The 20,840-nt window shown below is 57.7% G+C and carries 23 protein-coding genes; 8 read left to right on the top strand and 15 right to left on the bottom strand.

What is annotated here, in order from left to right:
- Window positions 1–1,562: 1,562 nt before the first annotated feature.
- Both ASC85_RS06330 and ASC85_RS06325 read right to left on the bottom strand, forming a co-directional pair.
- Window positions 1,563–1,877: an antibiotic biosynthesis monooxygenase family protein gene (locus ASC85_RS06330; protein ID WP_057448667.1), complete on the bottom strand. Its 315-nt coding sequence runs from the start codon at window positions 1,875–1,877 to the stop codon at window positions 1,563–1,565.
- Entirely contained in the window at window positions 1,874–2,584 is a 711-nt protein-coding gene (locus ASC85_RS06325) for a CTP synthase C-terminal region-related (seleno)protein (RefSeq protein WP_057448666.1), read from the bottom strand. The genes ASC85_RS06330 and ASC85_RS06325 overlap by 4 nt, the downstream gene beginning before the upstream one ends.
- A gap of 14 nt (window positions 2,585–2,598) precedes the next feature.
- Here ASC85_RS06325 and ASC85_RS06320 point away from each other — a divergent pair, with 14 nt between their 5' ends.
- Both ASC85_RS06320 and ASC85_RS06315 read left to right on the top strand, forming a co-directional pair.
- Window positions 2,599–3,546, top strand: coding sequence for a LysR family transcriptional regulator (locus ASC85_RS06320; RefSeq protein WP_057448665.1), 948 nt, complete (start codon window positions 2,599–2,601; stop codon window positions 3,544–3,546).
- 93 nt (window positions 3,547–3,639) lie between these two features.
- On the top strand, window positions 3,640–4,173 hold the full coding sequence (locus tag ASC85_RS06315) for a DUF1003 domain-containing protein (protein WP_057448664.1): 534 nt from the start codon (window positions 3,640–3,642) through the stop codon (window positions 4,171–4,173).
- Between the two features lie 23 nt (window positions 4,174–4,196).
- Here the strand turns inward: ASC85_RS06315 and ASC85_RS06310 are convergent, their stop codons facing one another.
- Window positions 4,197–4,805, bottom strand: a complete 609-nt coding sequence (locus ASC85_RS06310; protein ID WP_057448663.1) for a TetR/AcrR family transcriptional regulator — start codon at window positions 4,803–4,805, stop codon at window positions 4,197–4,199.
- A 190-nt stretch (window positions 4,806–4,995) separates the two neighbouring features.
- Here ASC85_RS06310 and ASC85_RS06305 point away from each other — a divergent pair, with 190 nt between their 5' ends.
- Window positions 4,996–6,054: an MBL fold metallo-hydrolase gene (locus ASC85_RS06305; RefSeq protein WP_057448662.1), complete on the top strand. Its 1,059-nt coding sequence runs from the start codon at window positions 4,996–4,998 to the stop codon at window positions 6,052–6,054.
- A 17-nt stretch (window positions 6,055–6,071) separates the two neighbouring features.
- Here the strand turns inward: ASC85_RS06305 and ASC85_RS06300 are convergent, their stop codons facing one another.
- Together ASC85_RS06300 and ASC85_RS06295 are read right to left on the bottom strand one after the other, a co-directional pair.
- The gene (locus ASC85_RS06300; RefSeq protein ID WP_003204826.1) at window positions 6,072–6,389 is read right to left on the bottom strand and encodes a helix-turn-helix domain-containing protein; all 318 of its coding nucleotides are present in this window, start codon (window positions 6,387–6,389) and stop codon (window positions 6,072–6,074) included.
- 81 nt (window positions 6,390–6,470) lie between these two features.
- On the bottom strand, window positions 6,471–7,247 hold the full coding sequence (locus tag ASC85_RS06295; RefSeq protein ID WP_057448661.1) for an AraC family transcriptional regulator: 777 nt from the start codon (window positions 7,245–7,247) through the stop codon (window positions 6,471–6,473).
- 111 nt (window positions 7,248–7,358) lie between these two features.
- Between ASC85_RS06295 and ASC85_RS06290 the strand changes: the two genes are divergently transcribed.
- Genes ASC85_RS06290 through ASC85_RS06280 form a run of 3 tightly spaced genes read left to right on the top strand, consistent with a single transcriptional unit; the run spans window position 7,359 to window position 9,291 of the window.
- Window positions 7,359–8,174, top strand: coding sequence for a sulfite exporter TauE/SafE family protein (locus tag ASC85_RS06290; protein ID WP_057448660.1), 816 nt, complete (start codon window positions 7,359–7,361; stop codon window positions 8,172–8,174).
- A gap of 43 nt (window positions 8,175–8,217) precedes the next feature.
- Window positions 8,218–8,568 carry a hypothetical protein gene (locus tag ASC85_RS06285; RefSeq protein ID WP_041476106.1) on the top strand — a complete coding sequence of 117 codons (351 nt, stop codon included), beginning with the start codon at window positions 8,218–8,220 and terminating at the stop codon, window positions 8,566–8,568.
- A gap of 27 nt (window positions 8,569–8,595) precedes the next feature.
- The gene (locus ASC85_RS06280) at window positions 8,596–9,291 is read left to right on the top strand and encodes a DUF6933 domain-containing protein (RefSeq protein WP_024617073.1); all 696 of its coding nucleotides are present in this window, start codon (window positions 8,596–8,598) and stop codon (window positions 9,289–9,291) included.
- A 34-nt stretch (window positions 9,292–9,325) separates the two neighbouring features.
- Here ASC85_RS06280 and ASC85_RS06275 read toward each other — a convergent pair whose 3' ends face one another.
- The 4 genes from ASC85_RS06275 to ASC85_RS06260 all read right to left on the bottom strand — a co-directional run bounded on the left by ASC85_RS06275 (window position 9,326) and on the right by ASC85_RS06260 (window position 13,452).
- Window positions 9,326–10,318: a hypothetical protein gene (locus tag ASC85_RS06275; protein WP_057448659.1), complete on the bottom strand. Its 993-nt coding sequence runs from the start codon at window positions 10,316–10,318 to the stop codon at window positions 9,326–9,328.
- Between the two features lie 309 nt (window positions 10,319–10,627).
- Window positions 10,628–11,833 (bottom strand): methylaspartate mutase, encoded by a 1,206-nt coding sequence (locus ASC85_RS06270; RefSeq protein ID WP_057448658.1) that lies wholly within the window; start codon window positions 11,831–11,833, stop codon window positions 10,628–10,630.
- Window positions 11,834–11,873: 40 nt separating this feature from the next.
- Entirely contained in the window at window positions 11,874–12,329 is a 456-nt protein-coding gene (locus ASC85_RS06265; RefSeq protein ID WP_057448657.1) for a cobalamin B12-binding domain-containing protein, read from the bottom strand.
- Between the two features lie 13 nt (window positions 12,330–12,342).
- Window positions 12,343–13,452 carry a fatty acid desaturase gene (locus ASC85_RS06260; protein ID WP_177343161.1) on the bottom strand — a complete coding sequence of 370 codons (1,110 nt, stop codon included), beginning with the start codon at window positions 13,450–13,452 and terminating at the stop codon, window positions 12,343–12,345.
- 125 nt (window positions 13,453–13,577) lie between these two features.
- On the opposite strand from ASC85_RS06260, the gene ASC85_RS06255 reads away from it, so the two are divergent.
- The gene (locus ASC85_RS06255; RefSeq protein WP_057448656.1) at window positions 13,578–14,498 is read left to right on the top strand and encodes a LysR family transcriptional regulator; all 921 of its coding nucleotides are present in this window, start codon (window positions 13,578–13,580) and stop codon (window positions 14,496–14,498) included.
- Here the strand turns inward: ASC85_RS06255 and ASC85_RS06250 are convergent.
- On the bottom strand, window positions 14,478–15,464 hold the full coding sequence (locus tag ASC85_RS06250) for a quinone oxidoreductase family protein (RefSeq protein ID WP_082534326.1): 987 nt from the start codon (window positions 15,462–15,464) through the stop codon (window positions 14,478–14,480). The two genes, ASC85_RS06255 and ASC85_RS06250, sit on opposite strands and share 21 nt — an antisense overlap.
- A gap of 10 nt (window positions 15,465–15,474) precedes the next feature.
- Window positions 15,475–16,095: a LysE family translocator gene (locus tag ASC85_RS06245; protein WP_057448655.1), complete on the bottom strand. Its 621-nt coding sequence runs from the start codon at window positions 16,093–16,095 to the stop codon at window positions 15,475–15,477.
- A gap of 317 nt (window positions 16,096–16,412) precedes the next feature.
- Here ASC85_RS06245 and ASC85_RS06240 point away from each other — a divergent pair, with 317 nt between their 5' ends.
- Window positions 16,413–16,781, top strand: coding sequence for a helix-turn-helix domain-containing protein (locus ASC85_RS06240; protein WP_057448654.1), 369 nt, complete (start codon window positions 16,413–16,415; stop codon window positions 16,779–16,781).
- A gap of 168 nt (window positions 16,782–16,949) precedes the next feature.
- Here the strand turns inward: ASC85_RS06240 and ASC85_RS06235 are convergent, their stop codons facing one another.
- The 4 genes from ASC85_RS06235 to ASC85_RS06220 all read right to left on the bottom strand — a co-directional run bounded on the left by ASC85_RS06235 (window position 16,950) and on the right by ASC85_RS06220 (window position 20,751).
- Window positions 16,950–17,270: a helix-turn-helix domain-containing protein gene (locus tag ASC85_RS06235; RefSeq protein WP_046062559.1), complete on the bottom strand. Its 321-nt coding sequence runs from the start codon at window positions 17,268–17,270 to the stop codon at window positions 16,950–16,952.
- The gene (locus ASC85_RS06230; RefSeq protein WP_057448653.1) at window positions 17,248–17,619 is read right to left on the bottom strand and encodes a type II toxin-antitoxin system RelE/ParE family toxin; all 372 of its coding nucleotides are present in this window, start codon (window positions 17,617–17,619) and stop codon (window positions 17,248–17,250) included. The genes ASC85_RS06235 and ASC85_RS06230 overlap by 23 nt, the downstream gene beginning before the upstream one ends.
- Window positions 17,620–17,911: 292 nt before the next feature.
- Window positions 17,912–18,421 (bottom strand): BRO-N domain-containing protein, encoded by a 510-nt coding sequence (locus tag ASC85_RS06225; protein ID WP_057448652.1) that lies wholly within the window; start codon window positions 18,419–18,421, stop codon window positions 17,912–17,914.
- Between the two features lie 1,082 nt (window positions 18,422–19,503).
- Window positions 19,504–20,751 carry a ribonucleotide-diphosphate reductase subunit beta gene (locus ASC85_RS06220; RefSeq protein WP_025215114.1) on the bottom strand — a complete coding sequence of 416 codons (1,248 nt, stop codon included), beginning with the start codon at window positions 20,749–20,751 and terminating at the stop codon, window positions 19,504–19,506.
- Window positions 20,752–20,840: the final 89 nt, after the last annotated feature.

Below are 20,840 nucleotides of genomic sequence, written 5' to 3'. Positions count from 1 at the left end.
GGCACATTCAACATCGCTGCAAGCTGACCCACCGCCATCGCGAGCAAGCTCAGCTCCCACAGGGATTTGTGGTGAAGGCGGGATCTCTACCCCCCCCTCGAGATTCAGTGTGGAAGCAAGGCTTGCCCGCGATGGCGGTGGCACATTCAACATCGCTGCAAGYTGACCCACCGCCATCGCGAGCAAGCTCAGCTCCCACAGAGGATTTGTGSTGAAGGCAGGATCTCTACCCCCCCTCGAGATTCAGTGTGGGAGCAAGCTCAGCTCCCACAGGGGATTTGTGCTGAAGGCAGGATCTCTACCCCCCTCGAGATTCAATGTGGGAGCAAGGCTTGCCCGCGATGGCGGTGGCACATTCAACATCGCTGCAAGCTGACCCACCGCCATCGCGAGCAAGCTCAGCTCCCACAGGGNCAATGTGGGAGCAAGGCTTGCCCGCGATGGCGGTGGCACATTCAACATCGCTGCAAGCTGACCCACCGCCATCGCGAGCAAGCTCAGCTCCCACAGGGGATTTGTGCTGAAGGCAGGATCTCTACCCCCCCTCGAGATTCAGTGTGGGAGCAAGGCTTGCCCGCGATGGCGGTGGCACATTCAACATCGCTGCAAGTTGACCCACCGCCATCGCGAGCAAGCTCAGCTCCCACAGAGGATTTGTGCTGAAGGCAGGATCTCTACCCCCCCTCGAGAGTCAATGTGGGAGCAAGGCTTGCCCGCGATGGCGGTGGCACATTCAACATCGCTGCAAGCTGACCCACCGCCATCGCGAGCAAGCTCAGCTCCCACAGNATTCAACATCGCTGCAAGTTGACCCACCGCCATCGCGAGCAAGCTCAGCTCCCACAGAGGATTTGTGCTGAAGGCAGGATCTCTACCCCCCCTCGAGAGTCAATGTGGGAGCAAGGCTTGCCTGCGATGGCGGTGGCACATTCAACATCGCTGCAAGCTGACCCACCGCCATCGCGAGCAAGCTCAGCTCCCACAGAGGATTTGTGCTGAAGGCAGGATCTTTACCCCCCTCGAGAGTCAATGTGGGAGCAAGGCTTGCCCGCGATGNCATCGCGAGCAAGCTCAGCTCCCACAGAGGATTTGTGCTGAAGGCAGGATCTTTACCCCCCTCGAGAGTCAATGTGGGAGCAAGGCTTGCCCGCGATGGCGGTGGCACATTCAACATCGCTGCAAGCTGACCCACCGTCATCGCGAGCAAGCTCAGCTCCCACAGAGGATTTGTGCTGAAGGCAGGATCTYTACCCCCCTCGAGAKTCAATGTGGGAGCAAGGCTTGCCCGCGATGGCGGTGGCACATTCAACATCGCTGCAAGCTGACCCACCGCCATCGCGAGCAAGCTCAGCTCCCACAGGGATTTGTGGTGAAGGCAGGATCTCTACCCCCCTCGAGAGTCAATGTGGGAGCAAGGCTTGCCCGCGATGGCGGTGGCACATTCAACATCGCTGCAAGCTGACCCACCGCCATCGCGAGCAAGCTCAGCTCCCACAGAGGATTTGTGCTGAAGGCAGGATCTGTGAACACCCTGCTTCTACATCAGGTTCTGTATCCTGGCATCAGGTTTGGCGTTGGAAGGCATAGTCGCGTTCGACCTTGCACACCCTCGTATGGCAATGGGTATACCAGGTGGAGCGGCCGCGCTCACGGATCGCGCTGTGTTCGGGATGCTGCTTCCAGGCCAGGATCGCAGCTTCATCGCTCCAATAGGACACGGTAATCCCCAGACCATCTTCGCCACGCGCCGATTCGACACCGAGAAACCCTGGCTGCTCTTGAACCAAGGCCAGCATACGCTCGGCGGCTTCGGCGTAGTCTTGGTCCCCCTCGGTGCGCAGGGAGGTGAAAATCACGGCGTAGTAATGGGCACTCATGGCGTTGTCCTGGCGCAGGCTTCGACAAACGCGTTGACCAGCGGCGGCACGCGCCCTTCCAATGCGGCACGTTCAGGCTGGAACAGCGTGGCGACGAAGAACGGATGGTCCAGCAGCTCCACCGCTCGCAGGCCGCCGGCCGGGTCCCGGGCGACGGGGTGCAGGCGCTGATCGAGCAAGTCCTTTTCAAAATCCGGGTTGACCCCGAAGCGGCAATGGTAGCCCTCGAATACCATCAGGCGGCCATAGGCCTTGGCAATCAACGAGTCCGCATCGAGCTGAAGGCTGTCGATGGTTTCGACCAACGCGCAGCTCAACGGCGTCAGCAGTGCCCGTTCAGCCTCGGGGTCGGTTTCGCCATGGGCGGCGTCGGCCCAACCCATCACGTTGCGGGCGTATTCCAGCACGGCATGTTGAAAACCACCGCAGGTGCCCAGGAAAGGGCGACGCTGTTCGCGGGCAAAACGAATCGCTTGCAAGGCACCGGCTTCGTTTTGGTAGGGGCTGCCCGGCACGCACCAGATACCGTCGAAATCCTCCAGCACTGCGTTGTCGGCGATGAGCGGCGTTGCCAGCCATTGGACGCGAATGTCATGGCCGGTTTGCCCGCCGGCCAGCTCAAGTGCGATGGGGATCGCGCGGTGAGCGGTGATGTGTGGGTCGTGGTCGCCGACCAGGGCGATGTGTAAAGGACGCTGTTTTTCCATGAGAGACTCGCCGCTTGTTGATTCCTGGTCGCCACTATAGATTGGCGTTCACGCAATCAATATTGGCGTTTATCCAAGTGATCAATGCAGCAGCGCACTATCGTCTGGACTATCCCGACCTGTCCCTGATCCTCGCACTGGTCCGTGGCGGCACACTGGCCCGTGCCGCACGGCTGCTGCAGGTGGACGTGTCCACGGTGTTTCGTTCGGTACGTCGGCTGGAGGCGGCCCTGGGCCAGCCCTTGTTCGAAAAAAGCCGTTCCGGGTACTTGCCCACGAGCCTGGCCCAGGCACTGGCCGAGCAAGCCGAGCGTGCCGAACAGGCCTTGGAGGCGGCGCGGGTGGGTGTAGAGCAGGGCGGCGAGGTCATCAGCGGGACGGTACGCCTGACGTGCAGCGACTCGGTCCTGCAAGCCTTATTGCTGCCTGCGCTGGCGCGCTTCATGCCCGCTTATCCGGCCTTGACCCTTGAGCTGAGCACCTCCAACGACTTCGCCAACCTGAGCCGCCGCGATGCCGACATTGCGTTGCGCCTGACCCGTACGCCGCCGGAGCACCTGGTTGGTCGCAACCTGGGCAATGTGGCTTACCGGGTATGTGCCAGCGCCACCTACCTGCGCTCGGCGAATACGGATGACCTGGCTTCCATGACCTGGATCGCGCCGGACGATTTTCTCCCGGATCACCCCACCGTAGCCTGGCGCCGCCAGCATCTCCCCGGCGTGGTGCCCGCCTATCGCTGCAACAGCATGCTCTCGGTTACCGAACTGGTGCGAGCTGGCTTGGGTGTGGCGGCGCTGCCGGACTTTCTGATCGATGAACACCAAGGCCTGATGCCCCTTGGCGAACCGCTGGAGGGGTATGACACAGCCCTGTGGCTCCTGACCCGCCCCGACTGCCGGGCCTTGCGCTCGGTGGTGAGCTTGTTCGATGAGCTGGGACGCAATCTGCGCTGGCGCTGACTTTTAACGGGCAAGGTGTGCATGGCTCAATGGATGACGTTCCCCCAACGGTTATAGTGCCTTGAGCACCAGCCCTTGGCAGAGAACATCACGATGACGAAGTCTTCCCAACCCACTCCCGCCGCACCCGTTGACCACTTGCGCTTTCATCGCCCTCACGCGCATCTGGCGCCGACCTTTGGCAATGACCGCTTTGCGCTGAGAGCGGAGGCGTTCGCGCGTTTTTTCGGGACGCCGATGTTCCTCGGTGCGCAAACCCTGATCGTGTTGCTATGGATCAGTCTGAACCTGGTGGGGGTCTTTCATTTCGATGCTTACCCGTTCATTTTGCTGAATCTGGCGTTCAGCCTGCAGTCGGCCTATGCCGCGCCGCTGATTTTGCTGGCGCAAACCCGCCAGGCCGCTCGGGACAAAGCCCAGGCGGAAGCCGATGCCCAGCATCGCGAAGCCTTGGCCGTCGCCAACAGCGAGCGCCAGGCCCAGGCCGCGCAGAATACGGCGCAGTTGCTCGAATTGTTGGAGCAGAACACCCGCCTGACGGAAATGACCAAGGCATTGACCGAGCGTATCGACAACTTGACCACTGAAATGCACCAGAAGGTCGTGCACAACCCAACGACGCAATAACCCTTCATTACAGGACCTCTTGATCAGGCCTGGTAACGGCTCAGGAACATGTCGAGGGCCGATTCGATCACCTGGGCCTGCTCATCCTGGGTCAGGCTGGGTTGCCCCATCGAAACCTGTGGCCAGAAGGCGAACGTCTTGAGCAGCCCATGCATTTGCTGGGCGGCAAATGCCGGCTCTGCGGGTTTCAAGCGGCCATCGGCTTGGGCTTGGCGAATCCAGGCCGTCAGGCCTTCCTCACGCTGGCCCATGCGCGACACCATGTCCTGAGCTCGCTCGGGGGAATGAATGGTGGCGGCGATGGCGATGCGCGCCAGGTCGAGGAAATTCTCATCCGCCAGCAGCTGCAGTTTGGCTTGCAGCAATGTTTGAAGCTGCTCCCGTAGCGGCTTTTGCGGGCTGTAGGGCATGTCCTGTTCTGCAGTAATGCTGTTCCATAACCGATTCAGAATTTCGGCAAACAACGCTTCCTTGCTCGGGAAATGGTTATACACCGTGCGTTTCGATACGCCGGCGGTCGCCGCGATCTTGTCCATGCTGGTGATCTCGAAACCGCTGCTACGGAATTCAGCAATCGCGGCCTGGAGGATGGCTTCGCGTTTTCGTTCGGTAAGGCGCTGCGGTACGGTCATGGGCAATTCGTCGGTTGAAGTGAGAGATCTTACACTCAGCAGTTTACTTGCTCCGGGGATTCATGCAATCTAGAAACTACACCGAGTGGTGTAGTTTTTGAGTCGAGCGGCTGAGCGTGCATGCAACGGCCATCCAGCGTCCCACAACGACGAAGCGCAATGGCGACGACGTCCTTGGAGTTATCGCACCATGACCATTCCCTCTCTTTCGAGCGACAATCCGTCCAGCCATGACGCATCTCGGCATGAACAGGGCAAGTTTCGCAATCATGCCTTCACACCTCGGGAAGGCTTTGGCACCACCCTGCGCATCATCTGGAACATGATCTTCCACAAGCCGCGCACCACCCGGCCTGCTGGCGCCATCGAGGTTCAACCGCTGACGCGCGCCGCGCTGCTGGCGGCGCCGAACAACAGCGCATTCCGCCTCGGCCATTCCACCGTATTGCTCAAGCTGCGGGATAAATTCTGGCTGACGGACCCGGTGTTCTCCGAGCGCGCCTCACCCGTGCAATGGGCCGGCCCTAAGCGTTTTCATCAGCCGCCCATCAGCCTGGAAGAATTGCCGCCGATCGAAGCGGTGATCCTTTCCCACGATCATTACGACCACCTCGATCATCAGGCCATCCTCAAGCTGGCGGCCAAGACTCGCCACTTCCTGGCGCCCCTTGGTGTGGGCGACACCCTGATCAAATGGGGCGTCGACGCCAACAAGGTGCGTCAGCTGGACTGGTGGCAAGGTACCGAGGTGGACGGTATCGAGTTCATTGCCACGCCCTCTCAGCACTTTTCCGGTCGCGGCCTGTTCGACAGCAACAGCACCTTGTGGGCCTCGTGGGTGATGATCGACGGCGCCACGCGAATTTTCTTCAGCGGCGACACCGGCTACTTCGAGGGTTTCAAACGCATCGGCGAGCGATATGGCCCCTTTGACCTGACGCTGATGGAAACCGGCGCCTATAACGTCGATTGGCCCCATGTCCACATGCAACCGGAGCAGACCCTGCAGGCTCATATCGATCTCAAGGGCCGTTGGCTGCTGCCGATCCACAACGGTACGTTCGACCTGGCGATGCATGCCTGGTATGAACCCTTCGATCGCATCCTGGCCCTGGCCTGGGAGCGCAATGTTTACATTGCCACGCCGCAAATGGGCGAAGCATTCACCCTGACGCAGCCGCAACGTGGCCGCGCCTGGTGGCTGGACGTGGAGCCCTCGGCGTACCAGGACCAGGCCGGTATCGCCTAGCACTCACAGGCTTGGCGTTATTCAATCATGGCGTAATCGGAGCGCCCCATCGGGTCCGGCGTCGCACCCTTGATGTTCATGCCGCGCCCCGGTGCGAAGCCGGGGAAGAACACCAGGCCCTCGGCCTCCAGGCGAAAGGCCAGGGCCAGGCGAGTGACATCGAGCAACTCGCCGCCAGCCTCGAAGCGGCGGATGGCCTGAACCGAGACGCCGGATTGGCGGGACAGTTCCTCGACACTCCAACCCAGCATGGCTCGCGCCTGTGCACTGTGGGCAGGGGTGAATTGATAGACAGCGATGCGTTCCAGGGTGGTTTTGATTGCGAGAGAGGCCATGGGGGGCTCCAAAGCTGTGGGATTAAAAAATACTGTGTTTTTGTACAGTTGTTTTGAATCCCGATCAATCTCATTTCTTGATCAATGACCGGCGGTCTTCTCCAGCCAGGCGCTCGGGGCGTGACCCAGTACGCGACGAAACATCGTGGAGAATGCCGCAGGGCTGTCGTAACCCAGGTCCAGGGCGATTCGGGTCACTGAATTGCCTACGGCCAATCGGGACAATGCCGACATTACGCAGGCTTGTTGTCGCCATTGGCTGAAACTTAACCCGGTTTGCTGGCTGAACAGGCGGTTGAATGAGCGCAAGCTGATAGGCAACTGCGCCGCCCATTGCACGGGCGAGACGTGGGCGTCCGGGTGTTTCAGAAATGCCTGGCACAGGCCGAGCAGGCGCGGGTCCTGGGGCAGCGGAAGGTGCAGTGGCAGATGGGCGCTGCGCAGCAGTTCGTGCAGCAGCAGATCGATCAGCGCACCATCGCGTCCAGCCTCGTCATAGTCCAGCACAAGCTCCACGGCTTCCATCAGCAACTGGCGCATCAGCGGTGACACGCTGATGACCTGGCAACGGGCGTCCATGGTCGTTACCGCGGCCGGTTCGATATACAAACTTCGAGTGCTGACGCCCAGCATCAGTACCTCATGGGCAACCCCGGGCGGAATCCACACCGCCCGTTGCGGCGGCACCACCCAATTGCCGTCCGCGGTGCTGACCTGCATCACCCCGGTGGCGCCATAGAGCAACTGTGCGCGGCGATGGCGATGCATCGGCAACACTTGTCCATGGGCGTAATCGGTGCCAATGGCAACCACGGCCCTGGGTGTCGCATCCAATAAATCGATCGAAGTGTTGCGCATCGATGAGCCACTCGTCTTGGCGTAAACGCGAACATTATTGGCCTGTTTGCTACGGCGGGCCAAGCTTCGCTTACCTATTGTGGGTGTCTCCTATTCCACGGATTTGCCTCGATGTTCTATGTATTGCTTGCCTGCTTTGGCTGCCTGAGTGGTGTGACGGCTGTGTTGTTCGGCTTCGGCGGCGGATTCGTCGTGGTGCCCTTGCTATACCGCATGCTCACCGCCAGCCACGGCGCTGACGATCCTATTGGCCAGTCGGCGATGCACATCGCCGTGGCCACCTCGACCTGTGTGATGATCGTCAACGCGCTGATCGCCACCGCCAAGCATCACCGCGCCGGTAACCTCATTCGCCACTACGTGTGGCCGTTGGGCGGCTTCATCGGCCTGGGCGCTATCGTTGGAGCCATTGCCGCGATGTGGGCGAGTAGCGAAGTCATTCGCTATGCCTTCATCGTTTATCTGGGCGTGACCATTCTGGACTGCTTGTTCAGACGCGGTTTTCTGACACAGTCTGACGCTGTAATCCCACGGCGATTGGGCAGGGCGGAGGTATCGGCAGGCGGAATCAGCATCGGCGCCATCGCCACTTTTCTGGGTGTGGGTGGCAGTGTCATGACGGTCCCGTTATTGCGTCGTTGCGGGCTGAACATGTCGCGCGCGACGTCCATGGCTAACCCGCTGAGTTTGCCGGTTGCGGTGGCCGGGACGTTGACTTACATGGCCATGGCCGGGTTTACCGAATTTGATTTGGGGCCGTGGTTTGTCGGGTATGTGGATTTGCAGGCGTTTGCGGTTTTGACACTAGGCTCGTTAGTGGGGATTCGATTAGCTACGCCATGGATCGGGCGGATACCGGATGGGGTTCATGCCTGGGTTTATATTGGATTGTTGGTCATTGTGATGCTGGGCATATCGATACAATAAATCGCAGCATGGTGTTGCTCGATATCTTGTTGAGGAGGGTGGCATGTCGATATCTGACGCTGACTGGAAGCATTACGAGGAACTCCGCGATCTGGCGCTGGAGCGCTTCTGCCAAGGCGTACTTTCGGATGCCCAGACGGTGGCCCAGAACGGAGCTTTATCTGCTCACGCTCGATATCGCACGCTCTACGGCCTCATGCGAGATCGGGACAAGAGCTTGGCGATGGCGTTCAACGTAGGTCGACGTCGAGACATCTCTTTATCTTTGAGATTGCTGATTGCGTACGATCTGCTGAGCGATCAGGAGTTGACGATTCTGAGTGAGGAATTACGTGAAAGGGTCTCTGATGCTGTTCGCCAACCCTTCGAGATTGAATGGGCCGACGACGCCTAGCGTTTCTAATATTTTCCGAGAGTTTGAATGCTGATCTTCAACTGCACCGAAGCGGCCAGCAACTTTTTCAGCCGTGTGAGCAAAGGTAAGAAAGTCACCCCGGTAGAGAAACCACCATCACCTGTTATCGAGGGCGATGAGCTAGGTGAGCTCGACGAACAGTGGCTGGTTCACGTGATCACCGTGCAGCGCAAACATGTGTTGTTCGTCATCCACGTGCAAACCCGTTACTGCATGATTTTCGCTGGTGCTAAAAAAGCGGACGTCGAAGGTTTTGTTCAGCGATTTTCCGAGCGATGGATCAATGGCCTGATGCGCCACGCAGGGCAGCATGATCTTCTTCGCTGGGTCGATGACGAACCGATGATGGAGCGCTTCCAGGAAAATTGTCGTGAGTACATCTTTTATAAACGTGGCCACCGTGGTGCGCAAAAGCACCTCAACGAGATTTCCTGGATTTTTGAGGACTGTGCCGCCGAATGGGGCACGTTACCCTCAGATGAGTTCTCTGCAGGGCGCTTCGACGGCAGTATGAATGACACCCCGAGAAGCAGTAAGGGACATAAGGACTATTACTACCCGGACGAAGAAATGATCGTCCACTGGTTGCGGCGTTATGGCGGTTTGGATGAGTCCGCCGCCCAGGCCGCACGTGAGCGGCGCATGGAAGTGAAACGGGAGATGCGGGCGTTCGAACGTCAACTTGCTCAAGACGCGCAATGAAGAAGGCCTAGCACCACGGCTAGCCTAGGCGAAGTCACTTATCGGCCAGCCCCGGCGCCTCCCGAATAATGAAGTGATCCAGGTTCTCGATATTGGCACTGAACACCCCGAACGTTTCTTCGGGGTTCTTCTTGCTCGGCACCTGTTTCAACGCCGGCGTCACGCCATAAAAGAAGCAATACAACGGCGCGTCACTGTCGACGGCATGCTTGATCTCTTCCAGGAACGCTTTGCGCTTGCGGTAGTTATCGATCAGCTTCTTGCTCAGGTAAACGTTGACTGAGTAAGGCTTCTTCTTCGCCTCGTCCGGTTGCTTGAACCAGACCTTGGGTTCGAAATCGATACGAAAGCTTTGCGTGTAATCCTTTATTTCCTTGATCTTGCCCCAGTAAATCAAGCCCTTATTGTCCTGCAAGTATTCGATCTTCTTGAAGAACGATCCATAGGGCGCGGTGTGCTCGCCAATCTTCAACAACTTGCGCTTGAGCAGGTCCTTGTCCGCGAAGTTCGACACAAAACACTCCACCGGGTGGGCGAAGACGCTGGTCTTGTCGGGTGTCGAATCATGGGCGGAATGAGCGTCATCACCGTGGGACGATAAGGTGGGCGATGTAGGCCGAGTCGCTGCTTCAACGTCCTTCGACGGATCGGACGGCTTGCGCACGTACTGACGCCGAGTCAGCAACAGCTCCGACGGAAAATGCTCCTCACGGTCGTCATCCGTTTCCGCCTCAACACTTTCCGCATCCAGCCCCGGCGTTTTCGGACTGACATAAGGACAGCCTTCGATATGCCGGGTAGTTGGCTGATTCTTGAAATGTGGCGTGCGGATGTAATTGACGTTCTTGGCGTTGAACGTCGTCAGCCGATTGTCCTCATCAAACGCCGCCCGACAGGCATCATTGGGGCACTGAAAGCGCTCCTTGGCCGAATCGAAGGCCATGGTCTCGTCGAAATTCAGATCCCGAACGTCATAGATCGAAAGCTTGGTATCGAGGCTGAGGCAGTAGGCGGTATCGAATTTCATCGGGGCTCGCGTCCATGAGAGGAAGTGTATTAATACCGAAGGACGCGGCGGGCTGCACCCAAAGTTTCAACACACCACAAACCCCCTATGTGGGAGCGAGCTTGCTCGCGATTCCCAAACCCAACCATCAAGCCTGCCACCCACCTGCGCCCTGATATCAACCTGTGGCGAGGGGGCTTGCTCCCGCCGGGCTGAAGCAGTCCCCGTTCGCAGCCGTGCAGGTCTCGTCGAACGCTCGCATAGTGGCCTTGTCGATAGCGCTGATTTTCAACAGCGCTTCAACCTGGTAATGACGGCCTCGATCCAGCGTCAAAGCACGCAGTCATAGGTGCGGATGTTCTGCCTCAGCGCCGCCAGAAACGAGAAGGCATTTTCCACCCGCTCGCCCTGGAACCCGTGGTAATAGTTTTCCGGCGTCAGTACGGTGCCGGCGCTGCGTTTGTTGTCGGGGTGCAGGCAGTAGGGGATCGACAGAAAACTACTGTCGAAGGCGCCGAGCAGGGCTTCGGACAAGTTGCTGTCGTGGGCCAGCGCGCCTTCGATCAGGCGTTTCGCGCCGCGCAGGACGCGCCCGTGTTCCTGGGAATCGAACGGAATCTGCGGTAAGACACCGTTGGTGTTCAGGCAGTAGTCGCAGTACTCCAGCGCCGCGATATTTTCCTCTATCCGAGGAATGCGCCTTGATTCCACCGGTGTCTTGATGATCACGCGCTGCACACCCGTAGCGCGGATCATGGCCAGCGCATCGCCAGTGATTCGGCAAAAACCGCCAAGCGAGCGCGGGAAGAACCCCATGAACACATAACCGACAAAGTGATAGCTGCCCGGTGCAAAATATTCGGCCGCGAGTTGTTGGAGGGCCGTCACCGCCGCACGATCCTGCACCGGCGAGGTGCCTTGAGCGTAGGAGAACGACAGCGTCTTGATGCCATGGGCGCGCAAGAACAACCCTTCAAGAATATTTAGCGCCACCAGAATCACCGGGTCGCACATCTGCCCCATCATGCAGCCGGCGAAGCTTTCGATATGACTGTTGTCGACGCCGCTGGACAGCACCTGACAGGCTTTCTCCCAGTGACCGAACGCCTCGCGCAACGGCGTGCGACTGTACGGCAGGCAATAGGAAATCGGCCCGCCCTCGGTGGTGGGCAGACCGACTTCGACCATGCGCTTGAAAATGTGCAACGGGTCGGGTGAACCATGACGAACCTGCACCGGCAGACGGTAGTGCGCATCAATCTGATCGATCATGGCACGGGTCTGCGCCAGCGGATGGTTGACGATCGGATAACCGTTGAGCATCGATTCGCTGTCGATGGCCCGTTGCGCGGCTTCAAGATTGTTTACTCGGGTGAACGCATCAAGCGTGATGGTGCACACAGTATTCGCCCGGCTCGCTGCGGTGGCTTTCAGACCGGCTTGCATCCTGGCTGGGTCACTGAAGCCCATTCGCGGCTGGAGCACCGGGCCATGCGCGTTGAAGCGTTCAAGAACATGGGTGTTGAAATCGATCATCCTGATCTGCCTTTGTCTGCGAATCGGTAGGGGCTACGGGTCAGCGAGCGACCCGTTTCTCCACGTAATGCTCTGGATACAACTGGGCAGACACCAGTTTCTGAAAGGCATCGAAGCTGTTGGCCACGCTGTCGTCGAACACCTCATCGAAACCTGCGGCGCGCAGTGTGTCGCTATGTCGGGCAATGGTCTGGGGATCGTTTTCGGTGCAGATCTTGCCGCCGATATACACCCCGTCGGTGTGTTTGGTTTCGCTACGAATACGCCGCGCGAGTTCAGCGCCTTCGATGTAGCCATGGCCATTGACCGTGCTGACGACAACCATGGCGCTGGCGTGGCGGTTGAGCCGCGCGATCACCTCATCCATGGGTGTGTTCGGTCCCAGGTTCTCGACGTTGTAGCCCATGTCAGTGAGCAGGAACTCCATGAACACCAGATTCCAGCTATGGGAGTCCGAAGGTACGGTGGTGAGCAGAGCAGTTTTGCTGAAAGTCATCGTTAAATCCCTTTTAAGTTGCTGTCCTGGTTGCGTAGTACGGGAGCGCCCGCTGAAAGTTACGAAAGTTGGTGGTGACCGAGTTGATGTAGCCCCAGTTGTCGGCGTAGTTCGTGGGAAAGGGTTTGGAACCTTCGATCCTGTCGCGTTCGCGGGCAGTAATGTAGTTCGGCCAGTCTTTGGATCGTGGGCGCCGGTGATGAAAGTCGTGGCAAGGTGTATCGCCGACCATCACAAACACCCGGACAAACAAGTGGAACGCCAGCATCTTGATCAGCCACACGCTGATATGGGCGAAACGTCGAACAGTTCCCGCACCTTCGGGTATGCGCAGTTCTTCGCCGATAAATACGCCGGTGGTGCTCTCGCAAATGAAGTCGATGCCGCGTCGTTCCAGCACGTCCACGCTGGGCCAGGTGTGCTCGGCCGCCAGGCGAAATGTGGTGCTGATGTGGTAGCCGGCGAAGATCGGAATCACCCACGCCACGATGAACAGATCGAAATGACCCAAGGCTGCCGACAGCAGCGCAAGGCCCGCCCAGAAGACCAGCGTCAATCCTGCAACTCGGCGGTTTGCAGCCGTGGCGGTGCCTTTCAATCGGCCCCAGCACGAGCGCAGCACGGCCAGTGGCGACAGCGCGGTCGAGACCAGTTTGGTCCACAGGGTGGCGATGCTGTCGGACGGTTTTAACCCCACCACACTTTGCAGGTAGGAGAGGGTGTCATCGTCGTCGGTCAGCAGCGTTTTCGAACTGTGATGCAGAGCGTGTTCGCTCTTGTAGGTATCGAAGGGTTTGAGCATCAGGACGCCGGAAATGATCCGGCCGACGGTCATATTGGTCTCGCGCGATTCGAAGACCATGTCATGGGCGCAGTTGTGGCAGATCATCACTTGCATCTGCTTGATGCCACCGGTGGCCAGGACAAAGCCCAGCAGCCACAGCGCAATGCTGGCCTGCGAATAACCGATACCGGCCAACAGCGCGCCGCCGGCTATTAATCCCGCCGACACAACGATATGGTGGAGCGGCTTCAGAGGACGGACTTTATCGAGATCTTCGGGGAGAGGCTTGGCTGTCAGCCAACTCAGAAACGGCTGCATGAACCCTGGAAGGGCGCGCATTGAGTTACGTATCATCCATGTCTCCTCTAGGGTTTTGCTCCATGCAAAAACTGTAACGTGGCCTCTGGATATTTCGAATAGAAATAGGTGGGGATCGATTTTCCATTTTTGGGTATGTCATCGACATGGATTGGGATGATCTGAAGGTTTTTATCTTCGTCGCTAAATCGAACAACGTGACCGAGGCCGGAATTTCGCTCAAGGTTTCGGCCTCGACGGTGTCGCGCAAGATCGCGGCGCTTGAGGAATCGCTCGGTACGGTATTGTTTTCGAAGAAGACTAACGGCTACTTCCTGACTGAAGCGGGGAGGGCGTTGCTGCCATTGGCACTGGAAACGGAGGAGCGTTTCAAACTGATCGAGCGGCAGATGTCGCAACCGGGTGATCGGATGGCGGGGCAGGTGCGAATTGATTGTCCGGAACTAATGGGCACGCACTTGATCATTCCGCAACTCGCGGCATTTCATGATCAGCACCCCGAGATCAGCTTCGACTTCATTAACTCGGCGGTGTCATCGAAACTCACACAGAGCCACAGCGACATCATTATCCGCTTGCGCAGACCGGAGAACGGTAACTTCACCATGCGCCGGGTCGGGACACTGATGCAGGGGCTTTTCTGTTCCCAGGCGTATGCCGATGCCAACGGTCTGCCGGCCGAGCCCGCCGACCTCAAGCACCACAGCCTGATCGGCTGGACCGAAGAAATGTCGTATATGCCGCTCGCCCAATGGTTGAACGAAATGGCCGGAGACCAGAGGCTGTGGATGCGCGTTTCAAACCTGAATGCGCAGCTCAAGGCCGTCGAAGCCAATCTGGGGATTGCCGCGTTACCCGTCTATGTCGGACATCAGTCCGGTCTGTGCCAGGTATTGGCCAATCGCCCTGCGCGTAGCTCGGAAATCTGGTTGCTGCGCAATCAGGCGACCCAGGGTGTGAGCCGCGTTGATCGAGTGGTGGAGTATCTGACGGAGCTGTTTCACGGCAAAGCGGTCGCCTGCACTGATGGCCGTCTTACCGCCAGGTCATGGCACCAGAATCAATGAACCCTGGGTTTGGCGGTATTGCATGACGCAGTGGGTCTGGGCAGCCAGCGCGAGGGGAAAGTGCGTTATTCGCGGCAAACGAATCGCGCCGCTGGACATCGCTTGCAGCACCCGCGCGGCCGCGCGGGTCAATTCAGCGTTGTCGCCGATGTAATGCTTCAACGACGGCCGCGTCACATGCAGCGAGCCCATTTGCCCGAGGCGGGACAGGTTGAAATCCGTCACGTCGCCCGAAGCATTGCCAAACAACACGAGGTGGCCGCGCGGGCGCAAACTCGCCAATGACAGCTCTACGGTATCTTTGCCGGTGGAGTCGAACACGACATGGGCGCCTTTGCCACCAGTCAATTCACGGATCAATCCAAGTGTGTCTGGCGCTTCGGCGTCGAGGGCCGCGATGCACCCTGCATCCAGAACCTGGCGGCGTTTGGCTTCGGTCGAAGCGAGACCTATCACGCGCACCCCGCGAGCGACCAGCCAGCTTGTGGCAATGCTGCCCACGCCGCCCGCCGCCGCGTGCCATACCACAAAGTCACCAGGCGCCAGCGGCACGCAGCGATGCGTCAGGTATTCGGCCGTCAACCCTTTGAATATGACGCCTGCCGCGACTTCGCTCGGCACCTCATCGGGCAGGCGTATCGCCCGCGAAGCGCGAACGACCGCGTGACCGGCGTAGCTGCCGGTCGAGCTGTCGACGAAGGCCACTCGATCACCAATGGCCAAGCCTTCCACCTGCGATCCACATTCGACGACACGTCCCGCACCTTCCATGCCTAAGCCTCTGGGGAAGGCCGAGCCATCGTCCAGCGCGCCGGAGCGCCTGTGCAGGTCGATGAAATTCACGCCGGCGGCTTCGATGGCCACAGTGATTTCTTCAGGGCCGGCAGTATGCAGCGGGTATTTGCGCAACTCCATGACGTCGGGTGTGCCGGGGGCGGCGAAGACAATTCCGTGGGTCTGGGTCATGGGAGTCTCCTTAAAGCGGGCCGATGCGCAGGAAAATCCATACGGCAACCGCTATCAACATCAGGCCGAACGCAGCGTTCTGAAACATCAGCCATTTGGGACGGGACTGGATCAGTTTCTGCACGGTTGACCCCATCGACACCCAGATGACGTGCGAGAAGAAGTTCAGCGAAATCAGCGCCGCACTGAGGATCAACACGACAGTGCTGCTGGTCTCGCCGGAAGGCATGAATGTGGAAAACATCACCAGCAACATCACAATCCCTTGTACGTTGCCCAGTTGTACAACAATGCCGTCCCGAAATTGCAGGTGCATGGCCTTGTCGGTGGGCGTCTTCAGTGGACGACGCAGCATGCGCACACCCAGCCACAAGATGTAGAAACTGCCCACCACTTGCAGCGCCCATACCAGCGTCGGATTGTTAGTCAGCGTGTGATAAAGGCCTAAGCCGACCAGTACGGCGATCAGGAAGTAAGTAATGTCGAGCCCAACGATAAACCGCACCGAGCGACGCACACCGCTTTGCGCACCCGACGTCGCCACCATCAAGTTGCCAGGGCCTGCACTCAGGGTCAGCGGCACCATGGTCGATAGCCAAAGCAACCAGTTGATGCTGAAAATTTCTTGCATGTTGTCTTCCTTAATCACAACGCGGACTGAACTCCGGCAAGTCTAATTTGCAGTGGCTTCTAAGGTTATAGCGAAGAGCGCAAGGCGGTTTCTCATAAATGGGGGAAGGGTGGTAGGGAGGGGGGTGAGCTGCTCGCGATTCCCAAAAACAACCCAGTCATCAAGTCTGCCACTCACCCGTGACGAGGGGATTTATCCCCGCTGGCTGCGGCCCCTTTTACGGTTCCAGCCTGAAGTAATCGGTATCATAATGCCGGTTATAGCCTGGCCTTCCAGCTAACCGGCAATATATTGCCGAAACAACCAATAGAGTTTCGATGAAAGAGAACACGGGTGAACGGCGCAGGGCGATCATTGACGACATCGTCATGCAGCATGTGACGGGGATCGAAACCCTGGGAACCGCTATTCGCCGGCTACGGCTTGAGGTGACCGGCCTGGATCAGGAAACCTTTGCTGCCATGTGCAAGATGTCGACCAAGGCCCTGTACCAAATCGAGAGGGAGAAGGGTAATCCGACCATCAACACCCTCGAAGCTATTCTGAGAAAGTTCGGGCTGCGACTGGGGCTGACCAAGGCCGCGACAAACCTTTACTCGCCGCCGCTTGTGCAGCAAAAACCGGTCTCCGAAGTGCCCGTTCGTGGCGCCAACCCGAAACGTAAGTTGCGAGATAGCTCGGTATAGTTACCGCTCTACGAGCTACTGGGAAAGACAGCGCTGTTGACTAGGATGTGGGCAGGTTCATTCATGAAAAAGCCCCCGTCAGGGGGCTCAGTCTGGTCTTGCAGTGGTTTTTGATTGTTGCCCAGTGATACACCTTCGGTCGTCAGTTCGTCTCCGGCTCCGTGCCTGCTAGGCCAGTATTTCGATACCGTGTTTTTCCACGATACTGAGCAGCTTAAGGGCCATCCCTCCTGGACGTTTGTCGCCGGCTTCCCACTGCTTAACTGTCGATGCGCTTGTGTTCAGGTAGCGGGCAAAAACCGGCTGACTGACGTGACTGCGCAGACGAATTTTCTTGATCTGGGCAGGTGGGATCTCAGCAGGCACCTCAGCAATGCAGGTCTCATCGAATTCCCGCATGGTGGCCTTGTCGATAGCGCCGATTTTCAGCAGTGCCTCAGCCGAGCTATGAATCGACTCGAAAGCCTCACTTTTGAATTTTTTCGCCATTACATATCTCCACAAATTCTTTTCCGTCCAGCAGATGCTGGACTTGCTCCTTGCTCAAACCTTTATAGGCATCAGCAAGCTTCTTAAACGCGGCCAGCTCTTTTTCAGTGATGTTGTCTTTGTCTTTCTTAGCAAACAGAAACTGATAAACCCAATAGCTACGACCCTTGGCAAGGATGATCGAGCGGTGACGATTTTCATTGAGGCGTTTTTTCCAGACGCCTCCGCCCAAATCATCGGCTTGTCCGTTCACTACCTCCTGCACCGCCTTGCAGAGATCAGCATCTGTGATCGTTGCCTTCTTTGCTGCAGCAGCAAAGGTCTTCGTTTTGAATACCCTCATTGGCATATGCTTTCCCTTTGATGTGTAAAGCTACCACTCAGTGGTATAGGTGTCAAAAACCTGAATCTTGCAGATAGCGCCATCTAGTATGGGGACGGGGGACACGGCCGTGAGGGGAGCGGGGCTCTGATATTGTTTCAACACATCGCAAAACCTGTGCGAGCGAGCAGCAATCGAGCCTCAACACCAAACACCAGTGGCGAGGGAGCTTGCCCCCGCTGGGCGCGTAGCAGTCCCAATTCCATATCACCAACAAAAAACCGCCGCCCGAACACGGACGACGGCTTCTGATTGAATCTCAAAACCCTCGCAAAACCCGAGAAGCTTTCCGCCACCAGGATTCATGCTGACTAAACGGATCATCCACCAGCACCGCGGGCATATCCCGCAAGCGAATCCATGGTTCATCCTGCCAGTGCAGCATGCAGAGCGACATCTTCGGCCAATCCAGCACGCTCAACGTAGGTCGTTCCACCTTATGCGAGTAGCGCTCATCGCGCAGGGTTGGCACTACCTGATGCGTGATCCACTCACGCAGCAATCGATATTCAGGGCAGTAGTGATAAACCAGCAACGCATAAACGCCCGACTCGCTCAGCATCAGACGCTCTTCGGTCAAGCCGTGGACATGCACGAGCATCATCCGACGCTGGTCAGGGTCAAGTTTGCGGGTCATGCGCTCATCGAGGTGCTTGCCCATTAAACGACCCAAATCGGATGCACTGAACCAAGCCTGGTTTTCAACCAAGAGGGCATGCAGATGAATATTGTGTCGAATAAATTGAGTAGGAATCAGTGGGTCAGACATGACAGACCTCCTTGTAGGAAGGCGCGCAGTCAGGTGTAGCGCTGTAGCTGATTTCCTTCAGGATGAAGAGACGATTCTTAGGCATATCCTTTACCTCTACTTGTAGCTTTCTTAGGGCTAAGGCGCCGGGAGTTAAGAAACCCCAAGTAGAAGGCCGGACATATTCCCCTTTCAGGTCTTGTATTAGCCCACTCCCGACATAGCAGAGGTTTTCTTATGTCCACGAAAAATCCGTAGGCACAAAAAAGCCGCGTCTTTCGGGAGCGGTCAGGCCGCTACTTGAGGCGTTTCTTAGGCGCCGGACACAAGAGGTTAGGTGGTTGGAAATGAGCGGTCAAGCAAGGTTTTGGAGGTGCCTATGATATGGCGTTTCTAAAAGTAATAACGCTGCGATGACGAGGCCAAAAAATAGCCGCGGTGGCGCGGCTATTCCTACTCCGGACTCAAAGTTGAGCAAAAATACTAATCATATGGCTATCCCCTTTTTTGTAGCCAGGGCGTGGAGTCTGGAAGTAGGTACCAGAGATCGATAGATTATAAATTTTACTCAGTTCACAGAGGTCCCATTCATGACCAGGAGTCACATGACCGCCATGTGTCTGATAGCAGCGTAGGACTTCTTTTCCTGTGCGAGAGATGCCAAGCGCGTGAGGCTCAACCACTCGCGGGATACCACTGTAAGTGAATGTCAGGACTTGGAGATTATTGATAGCATCAATAATTGTCTGTTTCATAGGGTTTACTCAGAACGTGATTATAGAGCGGGGCAGTCACCTGTCCCACAACGTTACGCTTTTTAAAAAAAAGCAGATGGACCTTCGTCAATAACGAAATCTCCGACACGAGGCCGTTGAAACCGTCCGAAAGGTGTCTATAATCACGTCGCGCATTTTCTCAATGCTTCGTGATCTGAGTTCTTCCAGTCACGGCCCGCACCTTTGGGCTTCTGTTCATTGGTGCGGTCAAGACCCGTAGCAGTCGTTGGCGCGATTGCTACGGGTTTCTTGTTTTTGCCTACCTATAAGTTACGGGTTACCGCATTTTTTGGACCTGCTGCTCTTTCTAGCAGCAGGTCGTCTTGATCAATCCCAGCTCAAAGCCCCACCCGTCTGATACTCAATCACGCGCGTCTCAAAGAAGTTCTTCTCTTTCTTCAAGTCCATGATCTCGCTCATCCAAGGGAACGGGTTGGTCGTGCCTGGATACTCTTCTTTAAGACCAATCTGCGACAAACGACGGTTAGCGATGAACTTGAGGTAATCCTCCATCATCGCCGCGTTCATGCCCAGCACACCGCGAGGCATGGTGTCGCGGGCGTATTCGATCTCCAGTTGGGTCCCTTGCAGGATCATCTGGGTCGCTTCTTCCTTCATCTCGGCATCCCACAGGTGTGGGTTTTCGATTTTGATCTGGTTGATCACGTCGATGCCGAAGTTCAGGTGCATGGATTCGTCGCGCAGGATGTACTGGAACTGCTCGGCGACGCCGGTCATTTTGTTGCGGCGGCCCATGGAGAGGATCTGGGTGAAGCCGCAGTAGAAGAAGATGCCTTCCAGGACGCAGTAGTAAGCGATCAGGTTGCGCAGCAGCTCTTTGTCGGTGTCCGGGGTGCCGGTTTCGAACTTCGGATCGGAGATCGAACGGGTGTATTTCAGGCCCCAGGCGGCTTTTTTCGCGACCGATGGGATCTCGTGGTACATGTTGAAGATCTCGCCTTCATCCATGGCCAGCGATTCGATGCAGTACTGGTAGGCGTGGGTGTGGATCGCCTCTTCGAACGCCTGGCGCAGGATGTACTGGCGGCATTCCGGGTTGGTGATCAAGCGGTACACGGCCAGGACCAGGTTGTTGGCAACCAGGGAGTCGGCGGTGGAGAAGAAGCCCAGGTTGCGCATCACGATGCGGCGCTCGTCGTCGGTCAGGCCTTCCGGGGTTTTCCAGAGGGCGATGTCGGCGGTCATGTTGACTTCTTGCGGCATCCAGTGGTTTGCGCAGCCGTCCAGGTACTTCTGCCAGGCCCAATCGTATTTGAACGGCACGAGCTGGTTGAGGTCGGCGCGGCAGTTGATCATGCGCTTTTCATCGACGGCGACACGGGCGGAGGCGCCTTCGAGTTCGGCGAGGCCTTCGGCGACGTCGAGTTTGTCGAGGGCGGCCTTGGCGCGAATGATCGCGGCCGAGTCGCTGGCTGTCACGGCCCGCGCTTCCAGGGCGGCGGCACCGCCGGCGCTGTCGAGGCGGTCCATGTTGGCTTCAGAAGCGTGGCCGGCGTTTGCGCCTTTTACAGCAACTTCGCCGTCTTCTTTGTCGAATTCGTCCCAGCTCAGCATGACGTGTCGTCTCCTGCGTGAGGGCCAGATGCCCGATGAAGGCCTACTGGCCGCGGTGGATCTTGGAAAAATCGTTTGTTGCAGCAGCT

It is taken from the genome of Pseudomonas sp. Root401, assembly GCF_001425105.1.
GTDB classification, from domain to species: Bacteria; Pseudomonadota; Gammaproteobacteria; order Pseudomonadales; family Pseudomonadaceae; genus Aquipseudomonas; species Aquipseudomonas brassicacearum.
Note: the sequence above shows the minus strand (reverse complement) of the source record. Positions and strands in the feature narration are given on the sequence as shown.

What these genes read in the sequence shown, in the direction of transcription:
- ASC85_RS06265 (WP_057448657.1), bottom strand. Translation starts at nt 12,329, where the DNA reads ATGACTTTCAGCAAAACTGCTCTGCTCACCACCGTACCTTCGGACTCC.
- ASC85_RS06315 (WP_057448664.1), top strand. Translation starts at nt 3,640, where the DNA reads ATGACGAAGTCTTCCCAACCCACTCCCGCCGCACCCGTTGACCACTTG.
- ASC85_RS06235 (WP_046062559.1), bottom strand. Translation starts at nt 17,270, where the DNA reads ATGGCGAAAAAATTCAAAAGTGAGGCTTTCGAGTCGATTCATAGCTCG.
- ASC85_RS06260 (WP_177343161.1), bottom strand. Translation starts at nt 13,452, where the DNA reads ATGCGCGCCCTTCCAGGGTTCATGCAGCCGTTTCTGAGTTGGCTGACA.
- ASC85_RS06270 (WP_057448658.1), bottom strand. Translation starts at nt 11,833, where the DNA reads ATGATCGATTTCAACACCCATGTTCTTGAACGCTTCAACGCGCATGGC.
- ASC85_RS06275 (WP_057448659.1), bottom strand. Translation starts at nt 10,318, where the DNA reads ATGAAATTCGATACCGCCTACTGCCTCAGCCTCGATACCAAGCTTTCG.
- ASC85_RS06295 (WP_057448661.1), bottom strand. Translation starts at nt 7,247, where the DNA reads ATGCGCAACACTTCGATCGATTTATTGGATGCGACACCCAGGGCCGTG.
- ASC85_RS06330 (WP_057448667.1), bottom strand. Translation starts at nt 1,877, where the DNA reads ATGAGTGCCCATTACTACGCCGTGATTTTCACCTCCCTGCGCACCGAG.
- ASC85_RS06290 (WP_057448660.1), top strand. Translation starts at nt 7,359, where the DNA reads ATGTTCTATGTATTGCTTGCCTGCTTTGGCTGCCTGAGTGGTGTGACG.
- ASC85_RS06285 (WP_041476106.1), top strand. Translation starts at nt 8,218, where the DNA reads ATGTCGATATCTGACGCTGACTGGAAGCATTACGAGGAACTCCGCGAT.
- ASC85_RS06310 (WP_057448663.1), bottom strand. Translation starts at nt 4,805, where the DNA reads ATGACCGTACCGCAGCGCCTTACCGAACGAAAACGCGAAGCCATCCTC.
- ASC85_RS06280 (WP_024617073.1), top strand. Translation starts at nt 8,596, where the DNA reads ATGCTGATCTTCAACTGCACCGAAGCGGCCAGCAACTTTTTCAGCCGT.
- ASC85_RS06300 (WP_003204826.1), bottom strand. Translation starts at nt 6,389, where the DNA reads ATGGCCTCTCTCGCAATCAAAACCACCCTGGAACGCATCGCTGTCTAT.
- ASC85_RS06220 (WP_025215114.1), bottom strand. Translation starts at nt 20,751, where the DNA reads ATGCTGAGCTGGGACGAATTCGACAAAGAAGACGGCGAAGTTGCTGTA.
- ASC85_RS06225 (WP_057448652.1), bottom strand. Translation starts at nt 18,421, where the DNA reads ATGTCTGACCCACTGATTCCTACTCAATTTATTCGACACAATATTCAT.
- ASC85_RS06240 (WP_057448654.1), top strand. Translation starts at nt 16,413, where the DNA reads ATGAAAGAGAACACGGGTGAACGGCGCAGGGCGATCATTGACGACATC.
- ASC85_RS06255 (WP_057448656.1), top strand. Translation starts at nt 13,578, where the DNA reads ATGGATTGGGATGATCTGAAGGTTTTTATCTTCGTCGCTAAATCGAAC.
- ASC85_RS06305 (WP_057448662.1), top strand. Translation starts at nt 4,996, where the DNA reads ATGACCATTCCCTCTCTTTCGAGCGACAATCCGTCCAGCCATGACGCA.
- ASC85_RS06230 (WP_057448653.1), bottom strand. Translation starts at nt 17,619, where the DNA reads ATGCCAATGAGGGTATTCAAAACGAAGACCTTTGCTGCTGCAGCAAAG.
- ASC85_RS06245 (WP_057448655.1), bottom strand. Translation starts at nt 16,095, where the DNA reads ATGCAAGAAATTTTCAGCATCAACTGGTTGCTTTGGCTATCGACCATG.
- ASC85_RS06325 (WP_057448666.1), bottom strand. Translation starts at nt 2,584, where the DNA reads ATGGAAAAACAGCGTCCTTTACACATCGCCCTGGTCGGCGACCACGAC.
- ASC85_RS06250 (WP_082534326.1), bottom strand. Translation starts at nt 15,464, where the DNA reads ATGACCCAGACCCACGGAATTGTCTTCGCCGCCCCCGGCACACCCGAC.